Here is a 23,298-nt window from a genome sequence, read left to right as displayed (position 1 = left end):
TTTCTGCGCTGTTGGATCGCTGAATGCTGATGGCCAGGCTAAGGCCCGGGCGCTTGCCTGCATTTTCAAGGCAAATGTCCGCTGCTTTGCAGACCTTGGAAAACGGACAAAGAAAAAGGGCGGACACCACGGTACCCGCCCTTATTATATTCCGTAAGCCAGAGTGTCAGGAGGCGATGGCTTTCGGCCGGGGCTGGCCCTCGTCTTCCGTCAGCAGGCCGCTGGTGCGCAGCAGCGAGGTGAAGCGTCCGCCACGCTGGCTGAGCTCGTCGAACGTGCCCTTTTCAATGATACGGCCCTGATCGAGGAACAGCACCTGATCGGCATCGCGAACCGTGGAAAGGCGGTGGGCGATGATGAAGGTCGTGCGGTTCATTCTCAGCGCGTCCACGGCGGCCTTAACCCGTGCTTCCGTTTCCACGTCCAGCGCGCTGGTTGCCTCGTCAAGGACCAGGATGGGAGCGTTCTTCAGGATAGCACGCGCAATGGCGATACGCTGGCGCTCGCCACCGGACAGACGGTTGCCGCGTTCACCCACCTGGGTCAGGTAGCCGGTGATACGGCTGTCGATGAAATCCGTCGCAGCAGCAGCTGCTGCTGCTTCCACGACCTCCGCGTCGGTTGCAGATTCGCGACCAAGGCGGATGTTTTCGCGGATGGAGCGGTTCAGAAGGCCGGCATCCTGGAACACCGTGGCGATGGAGTTTCTGAGCGAGTTCTTCGTCACCGTCGAGATGTCGGTTCCATCGATCAGAATCTGGCCTGAATCCGGATCATAGACACGCTGCAGAAGATTGATGAGCGTGGTCTTGCCCGCGCCCGTCGGTCCGACGATGGCAATCGTCTGGCCGGCCTTGGCCGTAAACGAGATGTCGTGGACGCCCTGCTTGGTGTTGGCGAAACCGAAATTGACGTTGCGGAACTCCACGGTGCCGGAGACATTGGACAATTCGCGGGCGTCGCCCGGTTCTTCCCTTTCCTTGACGGAATCCTCCAGCACGAAGAAATCCTCGAGCTTTGCGCGCGCCTCGAAAATCTGGGTCACGAACTGACGCATCTGATCGAGACGGCCGATAAGAAGATTGGCGAAACCGATGAAGGCAATGACGTCACCGACGCGCAATTCGCCGTTCTTCACCAGCACGGTGCCGATGACGAGGATGATCATCATCGAAACGGTGGAGGCGGTGCGGTTCAAGGCACTTGCGAAAGCCCACCAGTCGAGCACCGGATATTGGGCGCTCAGCAGTTTTTCGGTGAAGGATTTCAGCGCCTTCGTTTCAGCTTCGATGCGGTTGTAGCTGTGCAGGACGGACACGTTGCTGATGGAATCGCTGACATGGGCAAAAACGCTGTGATAATGCTCCTCGACCGAAGCCTGGCCGTCCTTGGTGCGGCCCATCACCCACTTGCCGATGAACCAGTAGACGATGCCAAGACCGATCAGGACGAAGCTGAGGCGCAGGTCCATGGCCATGGCTGTCGGAATAAGCAGCACGAGCGCGACGAAAGTCGCCAGATGCGTGCGCATGAATTCGAGCCACAGGCCGAACAGCGTCTCACTGGCGCGCAGAAGCGTATGCAGCGCGTTCGAAGTGCCGCGCAGATGGTGCCAGGAGAGCGGCATGGAGATGATCCGCCCGAAGGCTTCCGTCAGCAGGGTCGCGCGGCGGCCATGGGCCAGCCGGTCGGCCTCGCGGGCAACAGCGACATAAGCCACGGTGTTGAAGACGCCGAAACCCGCCCACAGGATGAGGATGGACGTGACATCGGAGCCGGAAGAGATGGCGTCGATGATCCGTCCAAACAGCACGGGTTCGGCAATGGTGATCGCTGCAAGAATGATGTTGGCGATGACAACGATCAACACCCGCCATTTATGTACGGTCAGATAGCGCAGGGCGCGTGTGTAAACCTGAAACAAGGTCAAATTTTCAATCCAGTCCAGCGTCTGTTTCGAGCGGTTGATTGTTCGGTCTCAATACAATGCTGTTTTAGCAAGGTTGCATGAGACGGCGAAATTTGTGTAATTATCGCTCTTTCAGTCTGAATGGCGGCTTAACAAACCGAGCACGCGTGCGAACCGAAAAAAAACTGAACCCGATGTTTCTATGGGATGCCGTCACAAGATTTTGCATATTCGTTTCAGGGATTGCTAACGACGATATGTTCAGTCTGAACCGACCGGCGCCCGAGTAACATGACGTCCTCGCGGGACCTTGTCCTTCATGTCATCCCTTCCAGCCAAGCTCCGGGCATGTGTCTTTATGCATGATATTCTTCACTTTATCTCTGCGTGCTACCAGGCGGGAAACGCTGATCGTGTTCGCTCCGAATTTGTAACGCTTATTCGCGAATATGGTTTCGAATATTTCCTCGTCAGCCGGCGGATGACCGGGGAGCTCGCTTCCACCGGCCAGATTCTCGCACAACATCTCCCGGAAGGGTGGATCGAGGTCTACCGCGCCAAGAAATATAATCTCGTCGATCCCGTCCGTAAGGTGATCGGCATGGTGCACAAGCCGTTTCAGTGGAAAGAGGCGCTTGAGGGCCTGCCCCGCGCGATGCATCGAAAAAGGGCGAATGTGTTTTTTCACGATGCCGGCCGTTACGGTCTGCAGGGTGGGTATGCCTTTCCGGTGCACGGGCGCGCGGGATTCATCGGCGCGGTGTTCCTTGGCGGCGAGGACCGGCAATTGCCCTCGTTGCACGTTGAGCTGCTGGATGCGGCCACGCGCGCGGTGTTCTGGCGTCTGCTCGATCTTTCAGGTCAGGTCCATAACCTCAACAACGCGCCGAATGTTTCCGCTCTTGAACTTACAAGGCGGGAAATGGAAGTGCTGACGCTGATGGCTGATGGCATGACCTCAACGGAAATTGGACGCCAGCTATCGATCTCCAACCATACGGTCGACTGGTATATCAATGGAATCCAGCGCCGGTTCAGCGCCAAGAACAGGCAGCACACTGTAGCACTCGCCTTTCGCAACGGCTTGCTGAGCTAGTTACGACAGTACGCTTCTCTCCCGAATTACCCTTTTCAAGACCGGGTTTTGCTGCTTAATTCCGCAGTGCAGCAGAAATTCTGTTTTGGCGTGTGGGGAGACCGTCTTGAAAATATCGAAAATACTTGTTGCCAACCGATCCGAAATTGCGATCCGAGTTTTCCGGGCAGCGAACGAGCTGGGGATAAAAACCGTCGCCATTTGGGCGGAAGAGGACAAGCTGTCTTTGCACCGCTTCAAGGCGGATGAAAGTTATCAGGTCGGCAGGGGTCCGCATCTCGCCAAGGATATGGGACCGATCGAGAGCTATCTTTCGATTGAGGAGGTCATCCGCGTGGCCCGACTTTCCGGCGCGGACGCGATCCATCCCGGTTACGGCCTTTTGTCCGAAAGCCCCGAATTCGTTGAGGCCTGTAACAAGGCTGGCATCACCTTCATCGGACCGACGGCAGATACGATGCGCCAGCTCGGCAACAAGGTTGCCGCCCGCAATCTGGCGATCTCGGTCAGTGTTCCCGTTGTTCCGGCAACCAAGCCGCTGCCGGACGATATGGCCGAGGTGGAGCGGCTGGCCGAAGAGATCGGTTATCCCGTGATGCTGAAGGCCTCCTGGGGCGGCGGCGGTCGCGGCATGCGCGCCATCCGCAAAAAGGAGGATCTGGCACGCGAGGTCACCGAGGCCAAGCGCGAGGCGAAGGCCGCTTTCGGCAAGGACGAGGTCTATCTCGAAAAGCTGCTCGAGCGCGCCCGCCACGTCGAGAGCCAGGTTCTCGGTGATACCCACGGCAATGTCGTGCATCTGTTCGAGCGCGATTGTTCGATCCAGCGCCGCAATCAAAAAGTGGTCGAGCGCGCGCCGGCACCCTATCTCAGCGAAGCGCAGCGTCAGGAACTGGCCGCCTATTCCTTGAAGATCGCGGCTGCGACCAATTATATCGGCGCCGGCACGGTCGAATATCTGATGGATGTCGATACCGGCAAATTCTACTTTATCGAGGTCAATCCGCGCATTCAGGTGGAGCATACCGTTACCGAAGTCGTGACCGGCATCGATATCGTCAAGGCGCAAATCCATATTCTGGAAGGGGCCGCCATCGGCACGCCGGAATCGGGTGTGCCGAAACAGGAAGATATCCGCCTCAACGGCCATGCGCTGCAGTGCCGTATCACCACGGAAGACCCGGAGCACAATTTCATTCCCGACTACGGCCGTATAACGGCGTACCGCTCGGCTTCCGGGTTCGGTATTCGTCTGGATGGCGGGACGTCCTATTCGGGGGCGATCATCACCCGTTATTACGATCCGCTTTTGGTGAAGGTAACGGCCTGGGCGCCGCAGCCGGATGAAGCGATCAGCCGCATGGACCGCGCGCTGCGCGAATTCCGAATTCGCGGTGTTGCGACCAACCTGACCTTCCTCGAGGCTATCATTGGCCACGCGAGTTTCCGCAACAACACCTATACGACCCGCTTCATCGATTCGACGCCGGAGCTATTTGCACAGGTCAAGCGTCAGGACCGCGCTACGAAGCTGCTCACCTATCTTGCCGATGTGACGGTGAACGGGCATCCGGAAACCAAGGGCCGCGTCAAGCCGCCGGCAAATGCGGCACAGCCGGTGGTTCCCTACATCGATGCGCCGACGCCTGATGGCACCAAGCAATTGCTCGACCGGCTGGGGCCGAAGGGCTTTGCCGACTGGATGCGCAACGAAAAGCGGGTGCTGGTAACGGACACGACGATGCGTGACGGCCATCAGTCGCTGCTGGCCACGCGCATGCGTACCCATGACATTGCCGGCGTCGCAAGCGTCTATGCCAAGGCCTTGCCACAGCTTCTGTCTCTGGAGTGCTGGGGCGGCGCCACTTTCGACGTTTCCATGCGCTTCCTGACGGAAGACCCGTGGGAGCGCCTGGCGCTGATCCGCGAGGGTGCGCCGAACCTGCTGCTGCAAATGCTGCTGCGCGGTGCGAACGGCGTCGGGTACAAGAACTATCCCGACAATGTCGTTAAATATTTCGTCCGTCAGGCTGCAAAGGGCGGTATCGACCTGTTCCGCGTGTTCGACTGCCTGAACTGGGTGGAGAATATGCGCGTATCGATGGATGCGATCGCCGAAGAGAACAAGCTCTGCGAAGCGGCCATCTGCTACACGGGCGATATCCTCAATTCGGCGCGTCCAAAATACGACCTGAAATATTATACCAACCTCGCCGCCGAGCTGGAGCGTGCAGGCGCGCACATCATCGCCGTCAAGGATATGGCGGGACTTCTGAAGCCTGCCGCTGCCAAGGTGCTGTTCAAGGCGCTGAGGGAGGCGACCAGCCTGCCTATCCATTTCCACACGCATGACACATCCGGCATTGCGGCTGCGACCGTGCTTGCCGCCGTCGATGCGGGCGTGGATGCGGTGGATGCTGCCATGGATGCGCTTTCGGGCAACACGTCCCAGCCCTGCCTCGGTTCCATCGTGGAAGCGCTGGCCGGATCGGAACGCGATACCGGCCTCGATACCGAATGGATCCGCCGCATCTCGTTCTACTGGGAGTCGGCGCGCAACCAGTATGCGGCTTTCGAAAGCGATCTGAAGGGCCCTGCCTCGGAAGTCTATCTGCATGAAATGCCCGGTGGGCAATTCACCAATCTCAAGGAGCAGGCGCGCTCGCTCGGTCTTGAGAGCCGCTGGCACGAGGTCGCGCAGGCCTATGCCGACGCCAACCGGATGTTCGGCGATATCGTCAAGGTCACGCCGTCCTCCAAGGTTGTCGGCGATATGGCGCTGATGATGGTGAGCCAGGATCTAACGGTCGCCGACGTGGAAAATCCTGATCGCGAAGTGTCCTTCCCGGACTCGGTGGTTTCGATGCTGAAGGGCGATCTTGGGCAGTCGCCGGGCGGCTGGCCGGAAGCCTTGCAGAAAAAGGCGCTGAAGGGTGACGCGCCCTATACGGTTCGTCCCGGCTCATTGCTGCCGGATGCCGATCTCGATGCGGAAAGAAAGGCGATCGAGACCAAACTCGAGCGTTCCGTGAACGACTTCGAATTCGCATCCTATCTGATGTATCCGAAGGTGTTCACCGATTTCGCGCTGACCTCCGAGACTTACGGTCCGGTTTCCGTGCTTCCCACCCATGCGTATTTCTACGGCATGGAGGACGGTGAAGAGCTGTTTGCCGATATCGAGCGCGGCAAAACGCTGGTCATCGTCAATCAGGCCTCTTCCGGCACTGACGATAAGGGCATGGTGACGGTGTTCTTCGAGATCAACGGACAGCCGCGCCGCATCAAGGTGCCGGATCGCGCTCATGGCGCCTCCGGCTCTGCGGTGCGTCGCAAGGCGGAACTCGGCAATGGCACACATATTGGTGCGCCGATGCCGGGTGTCATCAGCCGCGTCTTCATCAATCAGGGTCAGGAGATCAAGGCCGGCGACGTGCTCTTGTCCATCGAGGCCATGAAGATGGAAACCGCGCTTCACGCCGAACGCGATGGCAAGGTCGCCGAGGTTCTCGTGCGCCCGGGTGACCAGATCGACGCAAAGGATCTGCTGATCGCCTACGCGGAATGATGCTCATACGGCATCGCTAGCCGCGATATTTTGTCTTTCGTTATAAACGCCCGCCCTCCCGGCGGGCGTTTTGCTGTTGCACCTTCGCTAAAACTCAAATATGCATGTTCGTGCACGTTTGTTCCCGTTTATGCATGAGTCCCGATGAGCGATCATTTTGTCAGCGAGCGGCAGGCGCTCATCCTTGCACAGCTGCGGCAAAGCGGCCGAGTGCTTGCGCAGGATCTGGCCCAAAATTTCGGCGTTTCGGAAGATACGGTCCGCCGGGATCTGCGGGATATGGCGGCGCGTGGGGAGTGTCTGCGCGTTTATGGCGGGGCGTTGCTTTCCGATAGCAAGACGGTGCCGCTGAAGACACGGATCGCCGAGGATGCCGATCGCAAGGCTTCGTTGGCGCGCGCAGCAATGCCGCTTCTTGAGCCGGGCATGGTCGTCTTCATCGATGCCGGCTCCACCAATCTGGCCATTGCAAGGGTTATCCCCGCCGGTCTCAAATTGACGGTGGTAACGAATACGCCTGCTATTGCCGCTGAACTCACGGGGCGGGCCGATATCGATTTGATCATGATCGGCGGAAAGGTTGATCCGGCCGTCGGTGCGGCCATCGACGCCATGGCGTTGCGACAACTTGAGCTGATGCGGCCCGAGCTGTGTATTCTCGGCGTTTGCGGTGTTGCGGCTGAGACCGGCCTGTCGGCGGATATTTTCGAGGATGCCGTGTTCAAGCGGCTTGCCTGCAGCGCCAGCCAGCGGATTGTTGCCGCCATCACCACGGAAAAGCTGGGCCACAAGGCGGCGTTTCACGTGCACGACTTTTCTCCGCCTCTTTCCCTGGTGCTGGAACATGACGCCGACCGCACATTGGTCGAGGCGCTGTCGGCTAAAGGCGTACAAGTTCATTTCGGCGACGATGACGCCGTCCAACTCTCTCACGGTCAAGTCTGAAGGATATTACCGATGAACGGCCCCACGACATTTTCGCCGACGGTCAAGCGCTCGTCCTATCTGACGCGGCACAGGCTCGGTGTATCCCTGCTGTTTTTGATGAACGGTTTCATGATGGGATCGTGGGCGCCCAAAATACCGGAATTTGCGGCGCGCTTATCCCTCAGTGAAAGTGCGCTTGGCCTGATCATTCTGGTTTTCGGCGTCGGCTCGCTGGTTTTCATGCCGATCGCCGGTTCCCAGATCGCCCGTTTCGGATCGCGAACGGTTAGCCTTGCGAGTGCGGCTATTTTCTTGCCGACACTGCTTTTCATCTCCTGGGCAGACACGATCTGGGCAGGTGTGATTGCGGTTTTCCTGTTCGGCGGGCTGACGGGGGCGATGGATGTCGCCATGAACGCCAATGCGGTGGCGGTCGAGCGTGACATGCGCCGCGCCATCATGTCGTCGTGCCATGCTTTCTGGAGCCTGGGCGGCCTGATCGGCGCCGGTCTTGGCGGATATCTCATCACGGCCATTGGCGTGCAGGGGCATGCGATCGCGTTGACGTTCATCGCCCTTGTCTTGCTCGTCGTCGCGTGGCCGCGCGTTCTTGCGGATCGCCCGCATGCCGAGGAGGAGCGTCCGAAAGGTGGCTTGCCGCTGACGCCCTTGCCGTGGATTATCGGTCTGATGGCGCTGTTTTCGATGATTCCGGAAGGCGCGATCCTCGATTGGGGTGCCCTTTATCTGCGCAATGAACTCGGCGCTTCCGTGTCCCAGTCCGGTTTCGCTTTCGCGGCCTTTTCCATGACCATGGCGGCCATGCGTTTTGCCGGCGATCTGGTGCGCGACCGGTTCGGCGCAGTCAACACCCTGCGGTTCTGCTCGGTCATGTCGATTGCGGGTCTGCTGATTGCGGGTCTTGCGGGAAATTCCACGTTCGTGATCATCGGCTTCGCGATTGCCGGCATCGGTATTTCCAACATGGTGCCGATCGCCTTTTCGGCGGCGGGGAACATGCCGGGACTGGCACCCGGCATCGGCCTGTCGGTCGTCACCACCATGGGTTATTCCGGGATTCTGGTAGCACCCTCGGCTATCGGCTTCATTGCCGAACATACCGGCCTTGCCAGCGTATTTCTCGCTCTGCCGTTGTTGCATGTGGTGGTTTTGCTGCTTTCGCGGCTCGCCCGGCATGCGGATGGTGCGGGCAAGGAATAGGCGTCTCGAATTTTGCCATGATTGCGGTAAAGTAGAAGCTCTTATGCGTTGGGTGTTGACAACAAGGCCCCCTTGTTTCACCTCAATTGCCAGACCTTGCCGCAAGCTCCAGAGACCGCCATGACGTCACACGCCGATTACGATCCAAAGCCCCGCCGTGCATCCGTTGCCGTCGACGTAGGGGGCGTCATCGTGGGTGGCGGTGCGCCTGTCGTCGTACAATCCATGACCAATACCGACACGGCGGATATCGACGCCACCGTGCAGCAGGTGGCGGCACTTTTCCAGGCCGGTTCTGAAATGGTGCGCATCACCGTCGATCGCGATGAGAGTGCTGCCGCTGTGCCGAAAATCCGCGAGCGGCTGCTGCGCCTTGGCATGGACGTGCCGCTGATTGGCGATTTCCACTATATCGGCCACAAGCTTCTGGCCGATCATCCGGCCTGTGCGGAAGCACTGGCGAAATACCGCATCAATCCCGGCAATGTCGGCTTCAAAGACAAGAAGGACAAGCAGTTCGGCGAAATCGTCGAAATGGCGATCCGTTATGACAAGCCGGTTCGCATCGGCGTGAACTGGGGGTCGCTCGATCAGGAATTGCTGACGACGCTGATGGACAAGAACAAGGAGCAGGGTTTTCCGCTCTCTGCCCGTCAGGTCACCCGCGAAGCCATCGTCCAGTCGGCACTGATTTCCGCAGAGCTTGCCGAAGAAATCGGCCTGCCGCGCAACCGCATCATCCTGTCTGCCAAGGTCAGCCAGGTACAGGACCTGATCGCCGTTTATTCGATGCTGTCGGAACGCTCCAACCACGCACTGCATCTCGGTCTTACCGAAGCGGGCATGGGTTCCAAGGGCATCGTCGCCTCGTCTGCCGCCATGGGTTATGTGCTGCAGCACGGTATTGGCGACACGATCCGCGTGTCGCTGACACCGGAGCCGAACGGCGACCGCACCCGCGAGGTGCAGGTGGCGCAGGAATTGCTGCAGGTCATGGGTTTCCGACAGTTCATTCCAGTTGTCGCGGCATGTCCCGGCTGCGGGCGCACCACCTCTACCGTCTTTCAGGAACTTGCCCAGAATATCCAGAATGACATTCGCAAGAACATGCCGATCTGGCGTGAAAAATATCCCGGTGTGGAAGCACTCAATGTTGCCGTCATGGGCTGCATCGTTAATGGCCCCGGCGAAAGCAAACATGCCGATATCGGCATTTCACTGCCCGGAACCGGCGAAAGCCCCGCCGCACCGATCTTCATCGATGGCGAGAAGGCGCTCACCCTGCGCGGTCCCAACATCGCCGCGGATTTTGAAGCGCTTGTGATCGATTACATCGAAAAGCGTTTTGGCCGGAAAGATGCGGCGGAGTAAAACTACCGTGAAAATGCCGAAATTCCACTGTCATACCGCCTGAACCCTTCGGAGCATCAAAACACATGATCAAAAAAATCGCGATCGTTGCCCTTTGCGGGACCTATCTTTCCGCCTGCACCACCACCGATCCCTATACGGGTGAGCAGAAGATGTCGAACACGGCGGGCGGCGCTGGTATCGGCGCTGTCGTTGGTGCTCTCGGTGGTCTGGCTGTCGGCGGTTCGCCGGTCGGTCGCCGTAACGCAGCCCTCATCGGCGCCGGCATCGGTGCACTCGCCGGTGGCGCAATTGGCAACTATATGGATGGCCAGGAGGCTGAGCTTCGCGCCCAGCTTCAGGGTACGGGCGTTTCCGTTAGCCGCCGTGGCGACAGCATCGTTCTCAACATGCCGTCGAACATCACCTTCGCGACGGATCAGGATCAGGTCATCCCGCCGTTCTATCAGACGCTGGATTCCGTCGGCATCGTGCTGAACAAGTTCAACCGCACGCTCATCGACATCAACGGCCATACCGACTCCACCGGCAGCCAGCAGCACAACCAGGCGCTTTCCGAGCGTCGTGCGGCGTCTGTTGCAAACTATCTCGGCGCACGCGGCGTCGACCAGCGCCGTATTTCGACACTCGGCTTCGGCCCCTCGCAGCCGATCGCTTCGAACGCAACGCCGGATGGCCGCGCCCAGAACCGTCGCGTCGAAGTGCTGATTTCGCCGCTCAAGGGCTGATTGGCTGAAAAACGGTGAGCCGGGAAACCGGCTCAGCTTTTCCGTTCGGCGATGAATCTGGCGGCCGCGATGAGTATCGCGGCCTTTTCGCCGTAGGGGGCCAGAAGTTCGGAGGCTTCCGCCACCTGTTCCTGAAGCTTGCCGCGCGCCCAGTCTTCACCGCGTAGTGCCACCAGCGTTCCCTTGCCGCGTGCGGCATCCTTGCCGGTTGCCTTGCCCATGGTGGCGGCATCGGCCGTCAGGTCCAGGAGATCGTCGGCAAGCTGGAAGGCAAGGCCGATCTTTTCACCGAAGAGGCGCAGTCTTTGCCTCTCGGAAACATCGCTGCCGGCAATGATCGCGCCTGCTTCACAGGCGAAGCGCAGCAGCGCACCGGTTTTCATAGCCTGCAATGTAATAATGCCGGTCTCATCAGGTGCGTTCTTTTCCGCAGCCAGATCGAGCGCCTGACCGCCCGCCATGCCGCCGATGCCTGCGGCGCGGGCAAGGGAGAGAACGAGAGCCGCCTTGCGGTCTGCCTGAAGAGGATTTTCGTCCGATGCGACAATGTCGAAGGCGAGGGTCAGCAGGCTGTCGCCTGCGAGAATGGCGGTTGCCTCGTCGAATTTGCGGTGCACTGTCGGCTGGCCGCGGCGCAGGTCGTCGTCATCCATCGCTGGCAGATCGTCGTGCACCAGCGAGTAACAATGCAGGCATTCCAGCGCGGCACCGACATGATGGGCTGCTTCGGCATTTCCGCCGAGCAAGGCCGTACTTTCTATGACCAGGAAGGGCCGCAGGCGTTTGCCGCCGTTCAGCACACCATGACGCATGGCGTCGAGCAGGTTTTGCGGGCGCGTAATCTCATCCGCACGCGCCTCTGCGGAAAGCAGGCGACCAAGCAGGGATTCGGTCTGTGCCGCGTTATCGCGCAGCTTCGTTTCGAAATTCGTCATCTGAGCGTCCATGCCGCGCTCTTTGGCATGGCGCGCGGGACCAGGCAACCTTTTCGTGATTCCTGAGGTCAACTGTTTGACCGGACTCGCCTTGAAGGCGGCAATGGAATATGAAAGGCTTCGATTGGTGCGGGGCTTTGACGAATATTGAGCAGTACGCCTGAAAGCGACGCAGATTACGCCGTGCTGGCGGAAGACCGGAGCAGTCCGAAGGTGGATTTTCGCACGTTGGCAAAGCGTATCATCATGACCTTGCTGGCGTTGCTGATCCTGCCCTATCTGCTGATCCCGGTTTATGCCCTGCCTTTCATGCGGCCGGTCTCGACGCTGATGCTTGCCGATCTGGTGACACTGCAGGGTTATGACCGGCGCTGGGTGCCGCTCGAGGATATTTCGCCGCGCCTTGTGCAATCCGTGATGATGTCCGAGGACGGGCAATTCTGTTTCCACGGCGGCGTTGACTGGAACCAGATGCAGTCCGTTGTCAACAATGCGCTCGAGGGGGCCTCCACCCGTGGCGCCAGCACCATTCCCATGCAGACGGCCAAGAACCTGTTCCTCTGGAACGGCCGCTCGTTCTTGCGCAAGGGACTGGAGTTGCCGCTGGCGATTGCTGCCGATTTCGTCTGGTCCAAAAAACGGATGATGGAGATTTATCTCAACGTTGCCGAATGGGGACCCGGCATTTACGGCATCGAGGCCGCAGCACAGCACCATTTCAAGGTACCGGCGGCAAAGCTCAGCTCCCGCCAGGCGGCACTGCTTGCCGTTTCCCTGCCCAATCCCATCGATCGCGTTGCCAGCAAGCCGGGGCGTGGTTTGCAACGGCTTGCCGGCCTTATCGAACGGCGTGCCCGGGCATCGGGCGGCTATGTCGGGTGTGTGCTGGACTGAGCCCAGCGCGCCGCCTCAACCCTTCTTGAAAATATAGTCGGTTTCCTGACGCAGGGTCTCGCCGGGACGCAGGACCGCGTATGGGAAATCGGGATGATTGACGGCATCCGGCCATATCTGCGTTTCCAGACAAAAACCGGCAAAGGGGCCATAATGGCGGCCATCGAGGCCCGGAACGGGAACATTGAGCTTGAAGGCTGAATAGAATTGCACACCGGGCTCGGTGGTGTGAACCTCAAGGGCAATGTCGGAGGCGGGCGAATAGGCGCGGGCAACCTTGCGCTTGGCGCGGCGCTCGGGCGAAAGGCAGAAATTATGGTCGTAGAGCACCTGCTCGCCATCCTCCGTTCGCCGCATCGGCGTCGGGTGGCGCAGGTCGAAGACGGTGCCTTCGACAGAGCGGATTTCGCCTGTCGGGATCTGTTTGTCGTTGGTTGGCAGATAAAAGTCAGCGGCGATGCTGATCTCATGTCCAAGTGCGGTATCAGCACCGTCGAGGTTGAAATAGGAATGCTGGCAGATATTGGCGATGGTCGGTTGGTCGGTCACCGTTTCATAGATCACCGAAAGCACGCCGCCGTCGCGGATCGTATAGGTCGCGGTCACCGTGCAATTGCCGGGATAACCGGCGCGGCCGTCGGGATCGATGATCTGCAGAACCGCATGGCTTTCGCCGTGTTCCATCAGCATCCAGTTACGTTTGCCCATGCCGTCGCTGCCGCCGTGCAGGTGGCTGACGCCTTTTTCGTTCAGTTCCAGCTGGTATTCGTGCCCGTCGATCGAGAATTTTCCGTCACCGATACGGTTGGCGTTGCGGCCGGGTGTGGCGCCGAAATAGGATGAATATTTGTAGTCTTCGAATGTATCGAAGCCGAGAACGAGCGGCGGCTGGTGCCCATCGAGGCGCAGGTCCTGAATGACGGCGCCCCAGGTGATAACCTTGGCCGTCAGCCCGCCCTTCGAGATGGTGACGCGCTCAACCTTTTCGCCGGTTGCCGTGAAACCGAAATTCTCCCGTGCCGCCGCGTCGCTCATTGCGTCATTCTCCCGATATTTTTGAATTGCCGGCGGACGTTGCGTCATTTTCCGGCAATTCGCAATCCCGCAATTTACGCCGCTAGTTTACCGATCGCTTCGAGATCATAAGGCGTCGTCTGATATATCTCGTTGATCCAGTTGCCGAAAAACAGATGGGCATGGCTGCGCCAGCGGTTGAGCGGGGCAAGCTCCGGATCATTGTGCGGAAAATAATCATGCGGCAGCTTGATTGGAACGCCCGAGTTCACGTCGCGGAAATATTCATCCGAAAGCGAGGTTGAATCATATTCGACGTGGTTGAACATATAGAGCCGGTTGCCCTCTTTTTCATGCACCAGACATACGCCCATTTCCTCTGACTCCATCAGGATTTCGAGCTCCGGGTGTTTTTCGATGTCGGCGCGGCGCACTTCCGTCCAGCGTGAGACCGGAACCTGAAAGTCGTCGGAAAAACCGTTGAGATATATCGATGAGGGGCAGAGATTGCGGTGACGATAGACACCGAAAGCCTTTTCCTTCAGTTCGTATTTCGGCACACCATGGAAATGGTAGATGGCGGCCATCGCGCCCCAGCAGACGTTCAGCGTCGAATGGACGTTGGTTTGCGTCCAGTCGAAAATCTTTTGCATCTCGTTCCAGTAGGTCACGTCTTCATAGTCAAGCATCTCGATGGGCGCGCCGGTGATGATGAAACCGTCGAACTTGCGGTGGCGCACTTCCTCCCATGTCTCGTAGAAGGACAGAAGGTGCTCTTCCGGCGTATTCTTGGCACGATGGCCGCCAATGCGTATCAGCGAAAACTCCACCTGCAGCGGCGATGCGCCGACGAGGCGCGCCATCTGCACTTCCGTCTTGATCTTGTTCGGCATGAGATTGAGGAGCCCGATCTGGAGCGGGCGGATATCCTGCCGGATGGCCGCCGTTTCTGTCATGACCCGCACGCCCTCATGAACGAGGGTGTCGAAGGCGGGAAGCGTATCGGGAATCTTGATCGGCATGTCGAACTCTCTTTTCGGATGACGTAAAGAACGTTGCGAAAACAAAAAAACCGGCAACGAAATCGCAGCCGGTCCCAGGAAATTAGCCTTTTCCTCGACCCTTTAGCGACTTCTTTAAAGTGGCTGCAAGCCGGTCGGCAAATCACCACTGAGGCGTTTCATAATCCCGAAGCCGACGAAAATCAATATCGGCTGATTTCATCGGGTTTCTGCCTTTCCATTTTTGACTGAGGTGCGATAAGGCAGGGCATGGATAGAGAACGCTTCACCATTCTGCTTGGCGGCGATGTCACCGTTACCGACCGCCTGAAAGCGGCGGTTGAGGGTAGCCGTGTGATTGCGGCCGATGGCGGCATGCGCCATGCCGCACCGCTTGGGCTCACACCCGAGCTCTGGGTGGGGGATTTCGATTCCACCGACAAGGACCTGCTGGACGCCTGGCCCGATGTGGTGCGACAGCCCTATCCCGCTGCAAAGGCTGTGACCGATGGCGAAATTGCGGTCTCGGAGGCCCTTGCCCGCGGCGCGCGTTCTCTGGTGCTTGCCGGTGCGCTTGGTGGAGCGAGAAGCGACCACGCACTTCAGCACCTTCTTTACGCGGTGGCGCTGACTGAGCGTGGTCTCAACGTTACGCTGACCTCCGGCGAAGAGGAGGCCCGCCCGCTGCTGGCGGGGTCGTTCGACCTTGATCTGCCACCCGGTACGCTGTTTTCCGTTGCCGGGTTTACCGACCTTGTGGGGCTTGATATCGGCAATGTGCGTTATCCTCTCAAGGATTTCCCGCTTGCTTTCGGCTCTTCCCGCACTATTTCCAATGTCGCGAATGGCGGCCCTGTGCATTTCTCGCTGAAAAGCGGAAAAGCCATCGTGCTCGCCCGCCCTTATGATCTGACCGGAGCCTGACGCCTTGGCACCCCCAATTTTGAAACTCGATGACATCAAGCTGACCTTCGGCGTGACCCCGCTGCTCGACGGCGCCAATCTTCAGGTGGAGCCGGGCGACCGCATCTGCCTTGTCGGACGCAACGGTTCGGGCAAGTCGACCCTGATGAAGATCGCCGCCGGTCTGGTCGAGGCGCAGTCGGGCGAGGTTTTCCGTCACCCCTCCGCCACCATCCGTTATCTGGAACAGGCGCCGGATTTTGCCGGTTACGACACCGTGCAGGCCTATGCCGAGGCGGGGCTGGGACCTGGCGACGATCCCTATCGCGTTACCTATATTCTCGAGCATCTGGGCCTGACGGGACAGGAACATCCGGATAGCCTGTCCGGCGGCGAAGCGCGGCGTGCGGCCCTTGCCCGCGTCATGGCGCCTGAACCCGATATTCTGATGCTGGACGAGCCGACCAACCATCTGGACTTGCCCACCATCGAATGGCTTGAAGGCGAGTTGCAGCAGACGCGTAGCGCGCTGGTGCTGATCTCGCACGACAGGCGTTTTCTGGAGAAGGTTTCGACCTCGACCGTGTGGCTGGATCGCGGCCAGTCCCGTCGTCTCAATCGCGGTTTTGCGCATTTCGAGGAATGGCGCGACAAGGTGCTGGAAGAGGAAGAGCTGGAGCAGCACAAGCTCGGCAAGGCCATCGAGCGTGAAGAACACTGGATGCGTTACGGCGTGACCGCGAGACGCAAGCGCAACATGCGCCGTGTGGGCGAGCTTCAGGCAATGCGTGCGGACTATCGCGGCCACAAGGGACCGCAGGGCAGCGTGCAGGCGACGGCTGCGGAGGTGCGGGAATCCGGCAAACTGGTCATCGAGGCAGACGCAATCACCAAGTCTTACGGCGAGCGCGTGATCATCGCGCCGTTTTCGCTGCGGGTGCATCGCGGTGATTGCATCGGTCTCGTCGGGCCGAACGGTGCCGGCAAGACAACGCTTTTGAAGATGCTGACCGGCCAGCTTCAGCCCGATAGCGGCACGGTAAAGCTCGGCACCAATCTGGAAATCGCGACACTTGACCAGAAGCGTGAAGATCTCAATCCAAACGATACGCTCGCTCATTACCTCACCGACGGTCGCGGCGACAATTTGCTGGTCAATGGCGAGTTGAAACATGTGACGGGTTACATGAAGGACTTCCTGTTCCAGCCGGAACAGGCCCGCACGCCCATCCGCAACCTCTCCGGTGGTGAGCGCGCCCGTCTTATTCTTGCGCGCATTCTGGCGCGGCCTACCAACCTGCTGATCCTTGACGAGCCGACCAACGATCTCGATATCGAAACGCTCGATCTGTTGCAGGAAATCGTTGCGGGCTTTTCCGGCACGGTCATTCTCGTCAGCCACGACCGCGATTTCCTCGACCGTACCGTCACCTCCACAATCGCGCCCGCCAATCCGGACCAGCCGGATGGACGCTGGATCGAATATGCCGGCGGCTATTCGGACATGATGGCGCAACGCAAGGGTGCTGCGGAAGAAAAGCGCAAGGCGGAGAAGCAGGAAAAGGCAAAGACCGCCCCTTCCGCCTCCGCGTCGCAGGACCCCTCAAAGGCCAAGGGCAAGCTTTCCTTCAAGCAAAAATTTGCGCTCGAAAACCTTCCAAAGGAAATGGAGAAGGCGCAGGGCGAAATCGCCAAGCGTGAGCAGCGCATGGCCGACCCCAATCTGTTCACCAAGGACCCGGCTACCTTCAATACGCTGGCGCAGGAAATGACGAAGCTGCGCGAAAAGCTCGAAGCCATGGAAGAGGAATGGCTGGAGCTGGAGATGCTGCGCGAGGAAATTGAAGGGTGAGTGGGTCGCGATTTCTTGACTAAGGTCTCAGCCGCCTTTGACAGGGAGGCGGAATTGCCGTTTCCTGTGCGGATTCGGAGGAGTTCAGAAAATGCGCATGATCTTCGTCAATCTGCCGGTCAAGAATATCGAGACATCGAGAAGCTTCTTCACGGCTCTCGGTTTCACCTTCAATCAGGAATATTCGGATGACCGCACGCTCTGCATGATCGTTGAGGAGAACATCTTCGTGATGCTTCTTCAGGAGGAGCGTTTTCGCGATTTCATCAATGGCGATATCGCCGACGCCACACGCAGCACCGAGGTCCTGACCTGTCTCACAGCGGGAAGCCGTGAGGAAATCGACCGGATGATCGAAACGGCGCTCGCCTCGGGTGGCAGCAGCTGGAAACCGGTTCAGGATCACGGTTTCATGTATGCCGGTAGTTTTCAGGATCCCGACGGCCATGTCTGGGAACTGGTGCACATGGTGCAGCAGGCCTGACGGCAGCCATCTTGCCAATCAGAGACAGCGGGACTACATCATCATCTTGATCTAACGGGGTGTCTTTTGTGCTTGCGTGCAAAAGGCTGAGAGGCTTGCCAACCCGAAGAACCTGATCCGGTTCATACCGGCGGAGGGATTAGACGGCTTAAGGCAAGCGGCTATTTCCCTTTTCGTTTTTTGAGGAGATACCCGTGCGCCGTCGTCTTTTCCTGAATTCCCTCGTTGCCGTTTCGTTGTTTCTGCCCGGTCTTGCCACTGCTCAGGACAGACAGGAACTGACCGTCTACACCTATGAAAGCTTCGTTTCCGAATGGGGTCCCGGCCCCAAGGTGAAAGAGGCCTTCGAGAAAGTGTGCAATTGCACGGTCAATTTCGTCGGTGTGGCGGATGGCGTGGCGCTGCTCAACCGCCTGAAGCTTGAAGGGGCGGCGTCGAAGGCGGATGTCGTGGTTGGTCTCGACACCAATCTGGTCGCGGAAGCGAAACAGACCGGCCTCTTCGATATCAGCGGTATCGATGCATCGGCGGCCAAGGTGCCGGGCGGTTACAAGGACGACATTTTCGTCCCTTACGACTACGGTCATTTCGCCGTTGTCTATGACACGCAGACGATAAAAAATCCGCCGACGAGCCTGAAGGATCTGGTGGAAGGCGATCCTTCACAGAAAATCGCCATTCAGGACCCGCGCACCTCCACGCCGGGGCTTGGCCTGCTGCTCTGGGTGAAGTCCGTTTACGGCGACAAGGCACCGGAAGCCTGGGCGAAGCTCCGGAAGCGCATTCTCACCGTCACGCCGGGCTGGTCGGAATCCTATGGCCTTTTCACCAAGGGTGAGGTGCCGATGGTGCTCTCCTACACCACGTCGCCTGCCTATCACATGGTCTCGGAAAAGACGGATCGCTATCAGGCCGCGGCTTTTTCCGAGGGGCACTACATCCAGATCGAGGTTTCCGCCCTTCTCAAAAACGCGCCGCACAAGGAACTGGCGAAGCAGTTCCTCGCTTTCACGCTCACATCAGGATTTCAGGATGCCATTCCGGAAAACAACTGGATGATGCCGGTCGCGGCAACGTCCAGGCCCCTGCCCGAGGCATTTTCCAAACTCGTCGTGCCGCAGAAGACCTTCCAGATGGACCCGGAAGAGGTGGCGAAGAACCGCAAGGCCTGGATCGACGAATGGCTTGCGGCCATGAGCATGAACTGAGCAAGAGGCACGCCCGCGCATGATGCTGCGTCGCGACTACAGATGGTCGATCATTGGCGGAACGGCGGCGTTTGCCGCCGTTTTCCTGTTCATGGCGCTTGCTGTCTCAGCACTCCTGTCTTTCGATGCCGGCACATCCGCCGCCGGAATCGTGGATGCCTACACGCTGCGCATCCTGCGCTTCACGCTCTATCAGGCAACGTTGTCCACTGTTCTTTCCATTGTTCTCGGCCTGCCGGTGGCGCTTGCGCTCTCCCGCAGACAGCATTTTCCGGGGCGGATTTGGATTATCAGGTTGATGGCTGTGCCGATGGGGCTGCCGGTGATCGTCGGCGCCTTCGGCATCATCACGATCTGGGGCAGGCAGGGTGTTTTGAATACTGCCCTTGTTTTTGCCGGTGCGGAGCAGCCCTTCAGTATTTACGGCCTTTCCGGGATTCTCATCGCCCATGTGTTTTTCAATCTGCCGCTTGCAGTGCGGCTGATGCTGGCCGGGCTGGAGCGGATTCCGGGCGAATATTGGCGGATGGCGGCAAGTCTTGGCATGGGGCCGGTTTCGGTTTTCCGCTTCATCGAGTGGCCGGCCGTCTCGCGGCTTGTTCCCGGTATTGCCGGGCTTGTCTTCATGCTGTGCGCCACCAGCTTCACGCTAGTGCTTCTGCTGGGAGGTGGACCGGCGGCGACGACACTTGAGGTCGCAATCTACCAGGCGCTGCGGTTTGATTTCGATCCGCAACGGGCAATCGCGCTTTCGGTTTTGCAGATTGCAATCACGGCAGTTCTGCTCGGCCTTCTTGCCTTTTTGCCATCGCCCGAGGCAGAGATCGCCTCGCTTGGGCGGCCCCTTCGCCGCTTCGATGGCAAAGGGATTGGTGCGCGTCTTTGGGATGGGGCGGCAATCATTCTTGCGGTTCTGCTGATTGGCCTGCCGCTTGTGGCCATAACCGTCTCAGGCTTGAGCGCCGATCTGCCGCGCCTTCTGTCGGCGCCGATTTTTCTGCGGGCGGCCGCCACCAGCCTAGCCATCGCCGCACTCTCCGCAACTCTCGTTGTGCTCTGCTGCTTTGCAATCATCAATGCGCGCCAAGCCGTGGGTTCAAGACGGCATGTGGCTCAGCCCCTGCGCTTTCTGTCGGCCACGCTCGGCGCTGGGTCTTCGCTTGTGCTGCTGGTGCCGCCTGTTGTGCTCGGAAGCGGATGGTTTCTGTTGTTGCGGCCTCTCGGTGATGTCAGCTTTTATGCGCCGGTTCTCGTGGCGATCATCAATATGCTGATGGCGCTGCCGCTTGCCATGCGGGTATTGGAGCCAGCCTTTACCAGCCATTTTCTGCGCACCGGCCGGCTCTCCGCCAGTCTCGGGCTTCAGGGCCTGACACGGCTGCGATTCGCTGATCTGCCGGTACTCTGGCGGCCTTTGGTTATGGCGTTTTCCTTCGCCATGGCGCTGTCGCTTGGTGATCTTGGGGCGGTCGCCCTGTTCGGATCGGAAAATTTCGTCACCTTGCCATGGCTGGTCTATAGCAATATGGGCAGCTACCGCACCAACGATGCCGCCGGATACGCGTTCATCCTTGGCGTCGTCTGCCTGCTGCTTGCCGCGGGCGGCGTTTCACGGCAATCCCAATCAGCAAGGGCGAGTATATGACGGGCGATGAATTTGCCGTGGGGCTGGACAAGGTTAGACTGCAGCTCGGAACGCAGGATTTCGATCTCGATTGTATATTCCCGCAAGGCCAGATGACTGCCGTCGTCGGTGCATCCGGTTCTGGCAAGTCGACGCTCCTCAATCTCATCGCCGGTTTTGAATTGCCCGATTCCGGGCGCGTCCTGATCGGCGGGCGGGACATGAAGGCGCTCGATCCTTCCGAGCGACCGGTCTCCTCGATCTTCCAGGATAATAATCTTTTCGCCCATCTCGATATCTTCACCAATGTCGCGCTCGGCATCAGCCCCGGGCTGAAGCTGCGGGCGGAAGACAGGCAGAGGATCGACATGGCGCTCACACGCGTTGGTCTTGCGGGTTTTGACAAACGTTTGCCGGGCACGCTTTCCGGCGGAGAAAGGCAAAGGGCGGCGCTGGCGCGTGCGCTGGTTCGGAAAAAACCGGTCATGCTGCTGGACGAGCCTTTCGCGGCGCTCGATCCGGGGCTGCGGGCGGGCATGACCTCCCTGCTTCTCGACTTGCATGCCGAAACAAAAAATACGGTGATTATTGTCACGCACCATCCAGACGACATAAAAAAGCTGGCGCAGCGGGTGGTTTTTCTTGATCGCGGCCGGGTCGTCTATAGTGGCGCGACCGCAGATTTCTTCGCCACACAAAATGTGAAGGCGGTCGACAGTTTTCTGAACGGCTGATCGCCTTATTTTCGACGCGTGCCGCTGGCAATCGCTTTAGATAACTTCAATGGCGTTAATTTGCACTTGCCAGTTTCAAGTCGTTGCCCGAGAAAAGACGAGAATTATTGCGTTCTTCAGGAATATTCCGGACTTGATGGATCGTTTTTACCGTTTCGACATTCATGGCTCGCTGGGGCGAATCTGTTATTCTGGTCTGCAATTAACGGATGATCAGGAACGTTATGGGCAGGCATAGAGAATGAGAAATAGCATGACTGCGCAGTGGAGGCTTTTCTCCCGTTCAGGCCTTCGCCGTTCGGGCAGGATGGCTGCCGTGTGTTCCGTGCTGACGGCGTCTGCCGTATTCCTGTCATCGTGTCAGTCTCTCTTCAGCCCGGCCTACCAGTCCACCTTGCGGCCTTCGGACAATCCGCAGACTGTGGAAGAGGTGCAGAAGAATGATCCCCGTGCGCAGATGGGCGCGCGCGAACATCCGCGTATCGTGGCGAGTTATGGTGGCGAATATCGTGATGCCAAGACGGAGCGGCTTGTCGCCCGCATCGCCGGCGCGCTGACGGCCGTTTCGGAAAATCCGCAGCAATCCTATCGCATCACCATCCTCAACTCGCCTGCTATCAACGCCTTTGCGCTGCCGGGTGGGTATCTTTACGTGACGCGCGGGCTTCTGGCTCTCGCAAACGATGCCTCGGAAGTGGCCGCCGTGCTTTCGCATGAGATGGGCCACGTTACCGCAAACCACGGCATCGAGCGCCAGCGTCGGGAAGAGGCGGAGGTGATTGCAAGCCGCGTGGTCGCCGAGGTTCTGTCGAGCGATCTCGCCGGCAAGCAGGCGCTTGCTCGCGGCAAGCTGCGGCTTGCGGCTTTTTCGCGTCAGCAGGAATTGCAGGCGGACGTGATTGGCGTGCGCATGTTGGGTGAGGCCGGCTACGACCCCTTCGCATCGCCGCGGTTTCTGGATTCGATGGCGGCCTATGCGCGTTTCTCCTCGGCTGATCCCGAAAACGACCAGAGCCTCGACTTTCTTTCCAGCCACCCCAACACGCCGCAGCGCATCGAGCTTGCACGCCGGCATGCCCGCGCCTTCGGCCAGGACGGTCAGGTCGGGGATCGTGGGCGCGACTGGTTTCTGGATGGAATAGACGGCCTGCTTTACGGCGACAGCCCGCAGGAGGGCTATGTCCGGGGCCAGACCTTCCTGCACGGAACGCTCGGTATCCGTTTCGACGTGCCGGAAGGTTTCGTCATCGACAACAAGGTGGAGGCCGTTCTTGCGACGGGGCCGGGCGATGTGGCGATCCGTTTCGACGGCGTGGCCGATCCGAAACAGACCACTCTTGCCAATTACCTGACCAGCGGCTGGGTTGCCGGCCTGATGCCGGAAACCGTGAAGGAAACGCAGATCAACGGTCTGGAGGCCGCGACAGCCCGGGCGACGGCGGACAAATGGGACTTTGACGTTACCGTCATCCGTGTCGGTCAGCAGATATTCCGCTTCCTGACGGCCGTGCCGAAGGGTAACACGCAGCTCGATTCCATCGCCAACGTGTTGCGCACGAGTTTCCGCAAGATGACGCCGCAGGAGATTGCATCGTTAAAACCTCTGCGCGTGCGTGTGGTGACGGTCAAGCCCGGCGAAACCGTGGCAACGATTGCCGCACGGATGATGGGGACCGACCGCAAGCTCGACATGTTCCGCATGATGAATGCGATGAGCGCCACCGCGACGCTTCAACCCGGCCAGCGGGTGAAGATCATTGCGGAATGAGATGCTAACAAAAAACCCCGGATTGTGATCCGGGGTTTTTTGTTTCAGACGTTATCGATAA

At 59.1% G+C, this 23,298-nt stretch carries 18 protein-coding genes and 2 riboswitches; of the genes, 14 read left to right on the top strand and 4 right to left on the bottom strand.

The genetic code is table 11. From position 1 onward, the window contains the following. Positions 1–166: 166 nt before the first annotated feature. On the bottom strand, positions 167–1,930 hold the full coding sequence (locus tag CRP02_RS25020; RefSeq protein WP_097172586.1) for a glucan ABC transporter ATP-binding protein/ permease: 1,764 nt from the start codon (positions 1,928–1,930) through the stop codon (positions 167–169). A gap of 337 nt (positions 1,931–2,267) precedes the next feature. On the opposite strand from CRP02_RS25020, the gene CRP02_RS25015 reads away from it, so the two are divergent. From CRP02_RS25015 to CRP02_RS24990, 6 genes are all read left to right on the top strand, one after another. Then, positions 2,268–3,005, top strand: a complete 738-nt coding sequence (locus tag CRP02_RS25015) for a LuxR family transcriptional regulator (RefSeq protein ID WP_003516548.1) — start codon at positions 2,268–2,270, stop codon at positions 3,003–3,005. Positions 3,006–3,111: 106 nt separating this feature from the next. Beyond that, on the top strand, positions 3,112–6,573 hold the full coding sequence (gene pyc, locus CRP02_RS25010; RefSeq protein ID WP_097172585.1) for a pyruvate carboxylase: 3,462 nt from the start codon (positions 3,112–3,114) through the stop codon (positions 6,571–6,573). A gap of 144 nt (positions 6,574–6,717) precedes the next feature. After that, positions 6,718–7,518, top strand: coding sequence for a DeoR/GlpR family DNA-binding transcription regulator (locus tag CRP02_RS25005; RefSeq protein ID WP_097172584.1), 801 nt, complete (start codon positions 6,718–6,720; stop codon positions 7,516–7,518). Positions 7,519–7,530: 12 nt separating this feature from the next. Further along, positions 7,531–8,721, top strand: a complete 1,191-nt coding sequence (locus CRP02_RS25000) for an MFS transporter (RefSeq protein ID WP_097172583.1) — start codon at positions 7,531–7,533, stop codon at positions 8,719–8,721. Positions 8,722–8,841: 120 nt separating this feature from the next. Next, a complete protein-coding gene (gene ispG / locus CRP02_RS24995; protein ID WP_038492469.1) occupies positions 8,842–10,092 on the top strand; it encodes a flavodoxin-dependent (E)-4-hydroxy-3-methylbut-2-enyl-diphosphate synthase in 1,251 nt (416 codons plus the stop codon). A 65-nt stretch (positions 10,093–10,157) separates the two neighbouring features. Continuing rightward, positions 10,158–10,820 (top strand): OmpA family protein, encoded by a 663-nt coding sequence (locus tag CRP02_RS24990; RefSeq protein WP_045020242.1) that lies wholly within the window; start codon positions 10,158–10,160, stop codon positions 10,818–10,820. A 32-nt stretch (positions 10,821–10,852) separates the two neighbouring features. Here CRP02_RS24990 and CRP02_RS24985 read toward each other — a convergent pair whose 3' ends face one another. Further along, positions 10,853–11,767: a polyprenyl synthetase family protein gene (locus CRP02_RS24985; RefSeq protein ID WP_097172582.1), complete on the bottom strand. Its 915-nt coding sequence runs from the start codon at positions 11,765–11,767 to the stop codon at positions 10,853–10,855. Between the two features lie 135 nt (positions 11,768–11,902). Here CRP02_RS24985 and mtgA point away from each other — a divergent pair, with 135 nt between their 5' ends. Further along, positions 11,903–12,649, top strand: a complete 747-nt coding sequence (gene mtgA / locus CRP02_RS24980; RefSeq protein ID WP_003516563.1) for a monofunctional biosynthetic peptidoglycan transglycosylase — start codon at positions 11,903–11,905, stop codon at positions 12,647–12,649. A gap of 15 nt (positions 12,650–12,664) precedes the next feature. On the opposite strand, the gene CRP02_RS24975 is transcribed toward mtgA, so the two are convergent. Both CRP02_RS24975 and metA read right to left on the bottom strand, forming a co-directional pair. Further along, positions 12,665–13,684 (bottom strand): aldose epimerase family protein, encoded by a 1,020-nt coding sequence (locus tag CRP02_RS24975; protein WP_097172581.1) that lies wholly within the window; start codon positions 13,682–13,684, stop codon positions 12,665–12,667. 74 nt (positions 13,685–13,758) lie between these two features. After that, positions 13,759–14,685 carry a homoserine O-acetyltransferase MetA gene (gene metA / locus CRP02_RS24970; RefSeq protein WP_003516567.1) on the bottom strand — a complete coding sequence of 309 codons (927 nt, stop codon included), beginning with the start codon at positions 14,683–14,685 and terminating at the stop codon, positions 13,759–13,761. Between the two features lie 82 nt (positions 14,686–14,767). Continuing rightward, positions 14,768–14,844: riboswitch (SAM riboswitch) on the bottom strand. A 90-nt stretch (positions 14,845–14,934) separates the two neighbouring features. On the opposite strand from metA, the gene CRP02_RS24965 reads away from it, so the two are divergent. From CRP02_RS24965 to CRP02_RS24930, 7 genes are all read left to right on the top strand, one after another. Beyond that, a complete protein-coding gene (locus CRP02_RS24965; protein WP_097172580.1) occupies positions 14,935–15,588 on the top strand; it encodes a thiamine diphosphokinase in 654 nt (217 codons plus the stop codon). A gap of 4 nt (positions 15,589–15,592) precedes the next feature. Further along, positions 15,593–17,419 (top strand): ABC-F family ATP-binding cassette domain-containing protein, encoded by a 1,827-nt coding sequence (locus tag CRP02_RS24960; protein WP_025594604.1) that lies wholly within the window; start codon positions 15,593–15,595, stop codon positions 17,417–17,419. Between the two features lie 91 nt (positions 17,420–17,510). Further along, complete coding sequence (locus CRP02_RS24955; protein ID WP_097172579.1) at positions 17,511–17,903, top strand: VOC family protein; 393 nt, start codon at positions 17,511–17,513, stop codon at positions 17,901–17,903. A 45-nt stretch (positions 17,904–17,948) separates the two neighbouring features. Beyond that, positions 17,949–18,059: riboswitch (TPP riboswitch) on the top strand. Between the two features lie 38 nt (positions 18,060–18,097). Then, a complete protein-coding gene (gene thiB / locus CRP02_RS24950) occupies positions 18,098–19,111 on the top strand; it encodes a thiamine ABC transporter substrate binding subunit (RefSeq protein ID WP_097172578.1) in 1,014 nt (337 codons plus the stop codon). 19 nt (positions 19,112–19,130) lie between these two features. After that, positions 19,131–20,756, top strand: coding sequence for a thiamine/thiamine pyrophosphate ABC transporter permease ThiP (thiP, locus tag CRP02_RS24945; protein ID WP_097172577.1), 1,626 nt, complete (start codon positions 19,131–19,133; stop codon positions 20,754–20,756). Then, the gene (locus tag CRP02_RS24940) at positions 20,753–21,469 is read left to right on the top strand and encodes an ATP-binding cassette domain-containing protein (protein WP_097172576.1); all 717 of its coding nucleotides are present in this window, start codon (positions 20,753–20,755) and stop codon (positions 21,467–21,469) included. Before thiP ends, CRP02_RS24940 begins: the two co-directional genes overlap by 4 nt. Before the next feature lie 307 nt (positions 21,470–21,776). Further along, positions 21,777–23,237, top strand: coding sequence for a M48 family metalloprotease (locus tag CRP02_RS24930; RefSeq protein ID WP_025594597.1), 1,461 nt, complete (start codon positions 21,777–21,779; stop codon positions 23,235–23,237). The last annotated feature ends 61 nt before the right edge of the window (positions 23,238–23,298 follow it).

Source organism: Rhizobium sp. AN5 (assembly GCF_900215255.1).
Taxonomy (GTDB): domain Bacteria; phylum Pseudomonadota; class Alphaproteobacteria; order Rhizobiales; family Rhizobiaceae; genus Agrobacterium; species Agrobacterium tumefaciens.
Note: the sequence above shows the minus strand (reverse complement) of the source record. Positions and strands in the feature narration are given on the sequence as shown.

Coding starts and splice junctions, on each gene's coding strand:
- CRP02_RS25015 (WP_003516548.1), top strand. CDS start 2,268: ATGCATGATATTCTTCACTTTATCTCTGCGTGCTACCAGGCGGGAAAC.
- CRP02_RS25005 (WP_097172584.1), top strand. CDS start 6,718: ATGAGCGATCATTTTGTCAGCGAGCGGCAGGCGCTCATCCTTGCACAG.
- CRP02_RS25000 (WP_097172583.1), top strand. CDS start 7,531: ATGAACGGCCCCACGACATTTTCGCCGACGGTCAAGCGCTCGTCCTAT.
- ispG (WP_038492469.1), top strand. CDS start 8,842: ATGACGTCACACGCCGATTACGATCCAAAGCCCCGCCGTGCATCCGTT.
- CRP02_RS24990 (WP_045020242.1), top strand. CDS start 10,158: ATGATCAAAAAAATCGCGATCGTTGCCCTTTGCGGGACCTATCTTTCC.
- CRP02_RS24985 (WP_097172582.1), bottom strand. CDS start 11,767: ATGGACGCTCAGATGACGAATTTCGAAACGAAGCTGCGCGATAACGCG.
- CRP02_RS24975 (WP_097172581.1), bottom strand. CDS start 13,684: ATGAGCGACGCGGCGGCACGGGAGAATTTCGGTTTCACGGCAACCGGC.
- metA (WP_003516567.1), bottom strand. CDS start 14,685: ATGCCGATCAAGATTCCCGATACGCTTCCCGCCTTCGACACCCTCGTT.
- CRP02_RS24965 (WP_097172580.1), top strand. CDS start 14,935: ATGGATAGAGAACGCTTCACCATTCTGCTTGGCGGCGATGTCACCGTT.
- CRP02_RS24955 (WP_097172579.1), top strand. CDS start 17,511: ATGCGCATGATCTTCGTCAATCTGCCGGTCAAGAATATCGAGACATCG.
- thiP (WP_097172577.1), top strand. CDS start 19,131: ATGATGCTGCGTCGCGACTACAGATGGTCGATCATTGGCGGAACGGCG.
- CRP02_RS24940 (WP_097172576.1), top strand. CDS start 20,753: ATGACGGGCGATGAATTTGCCGTGGGGCTGGACAAGGTTAGACTGCAG.
- CRP02_RS24930 (WP_025594597.1), top strand. CDS start 21,777: ATGGCTGCCGTGTGTTCCGTGCTGACGGCGTCTGCCGTATTCCTGTCA.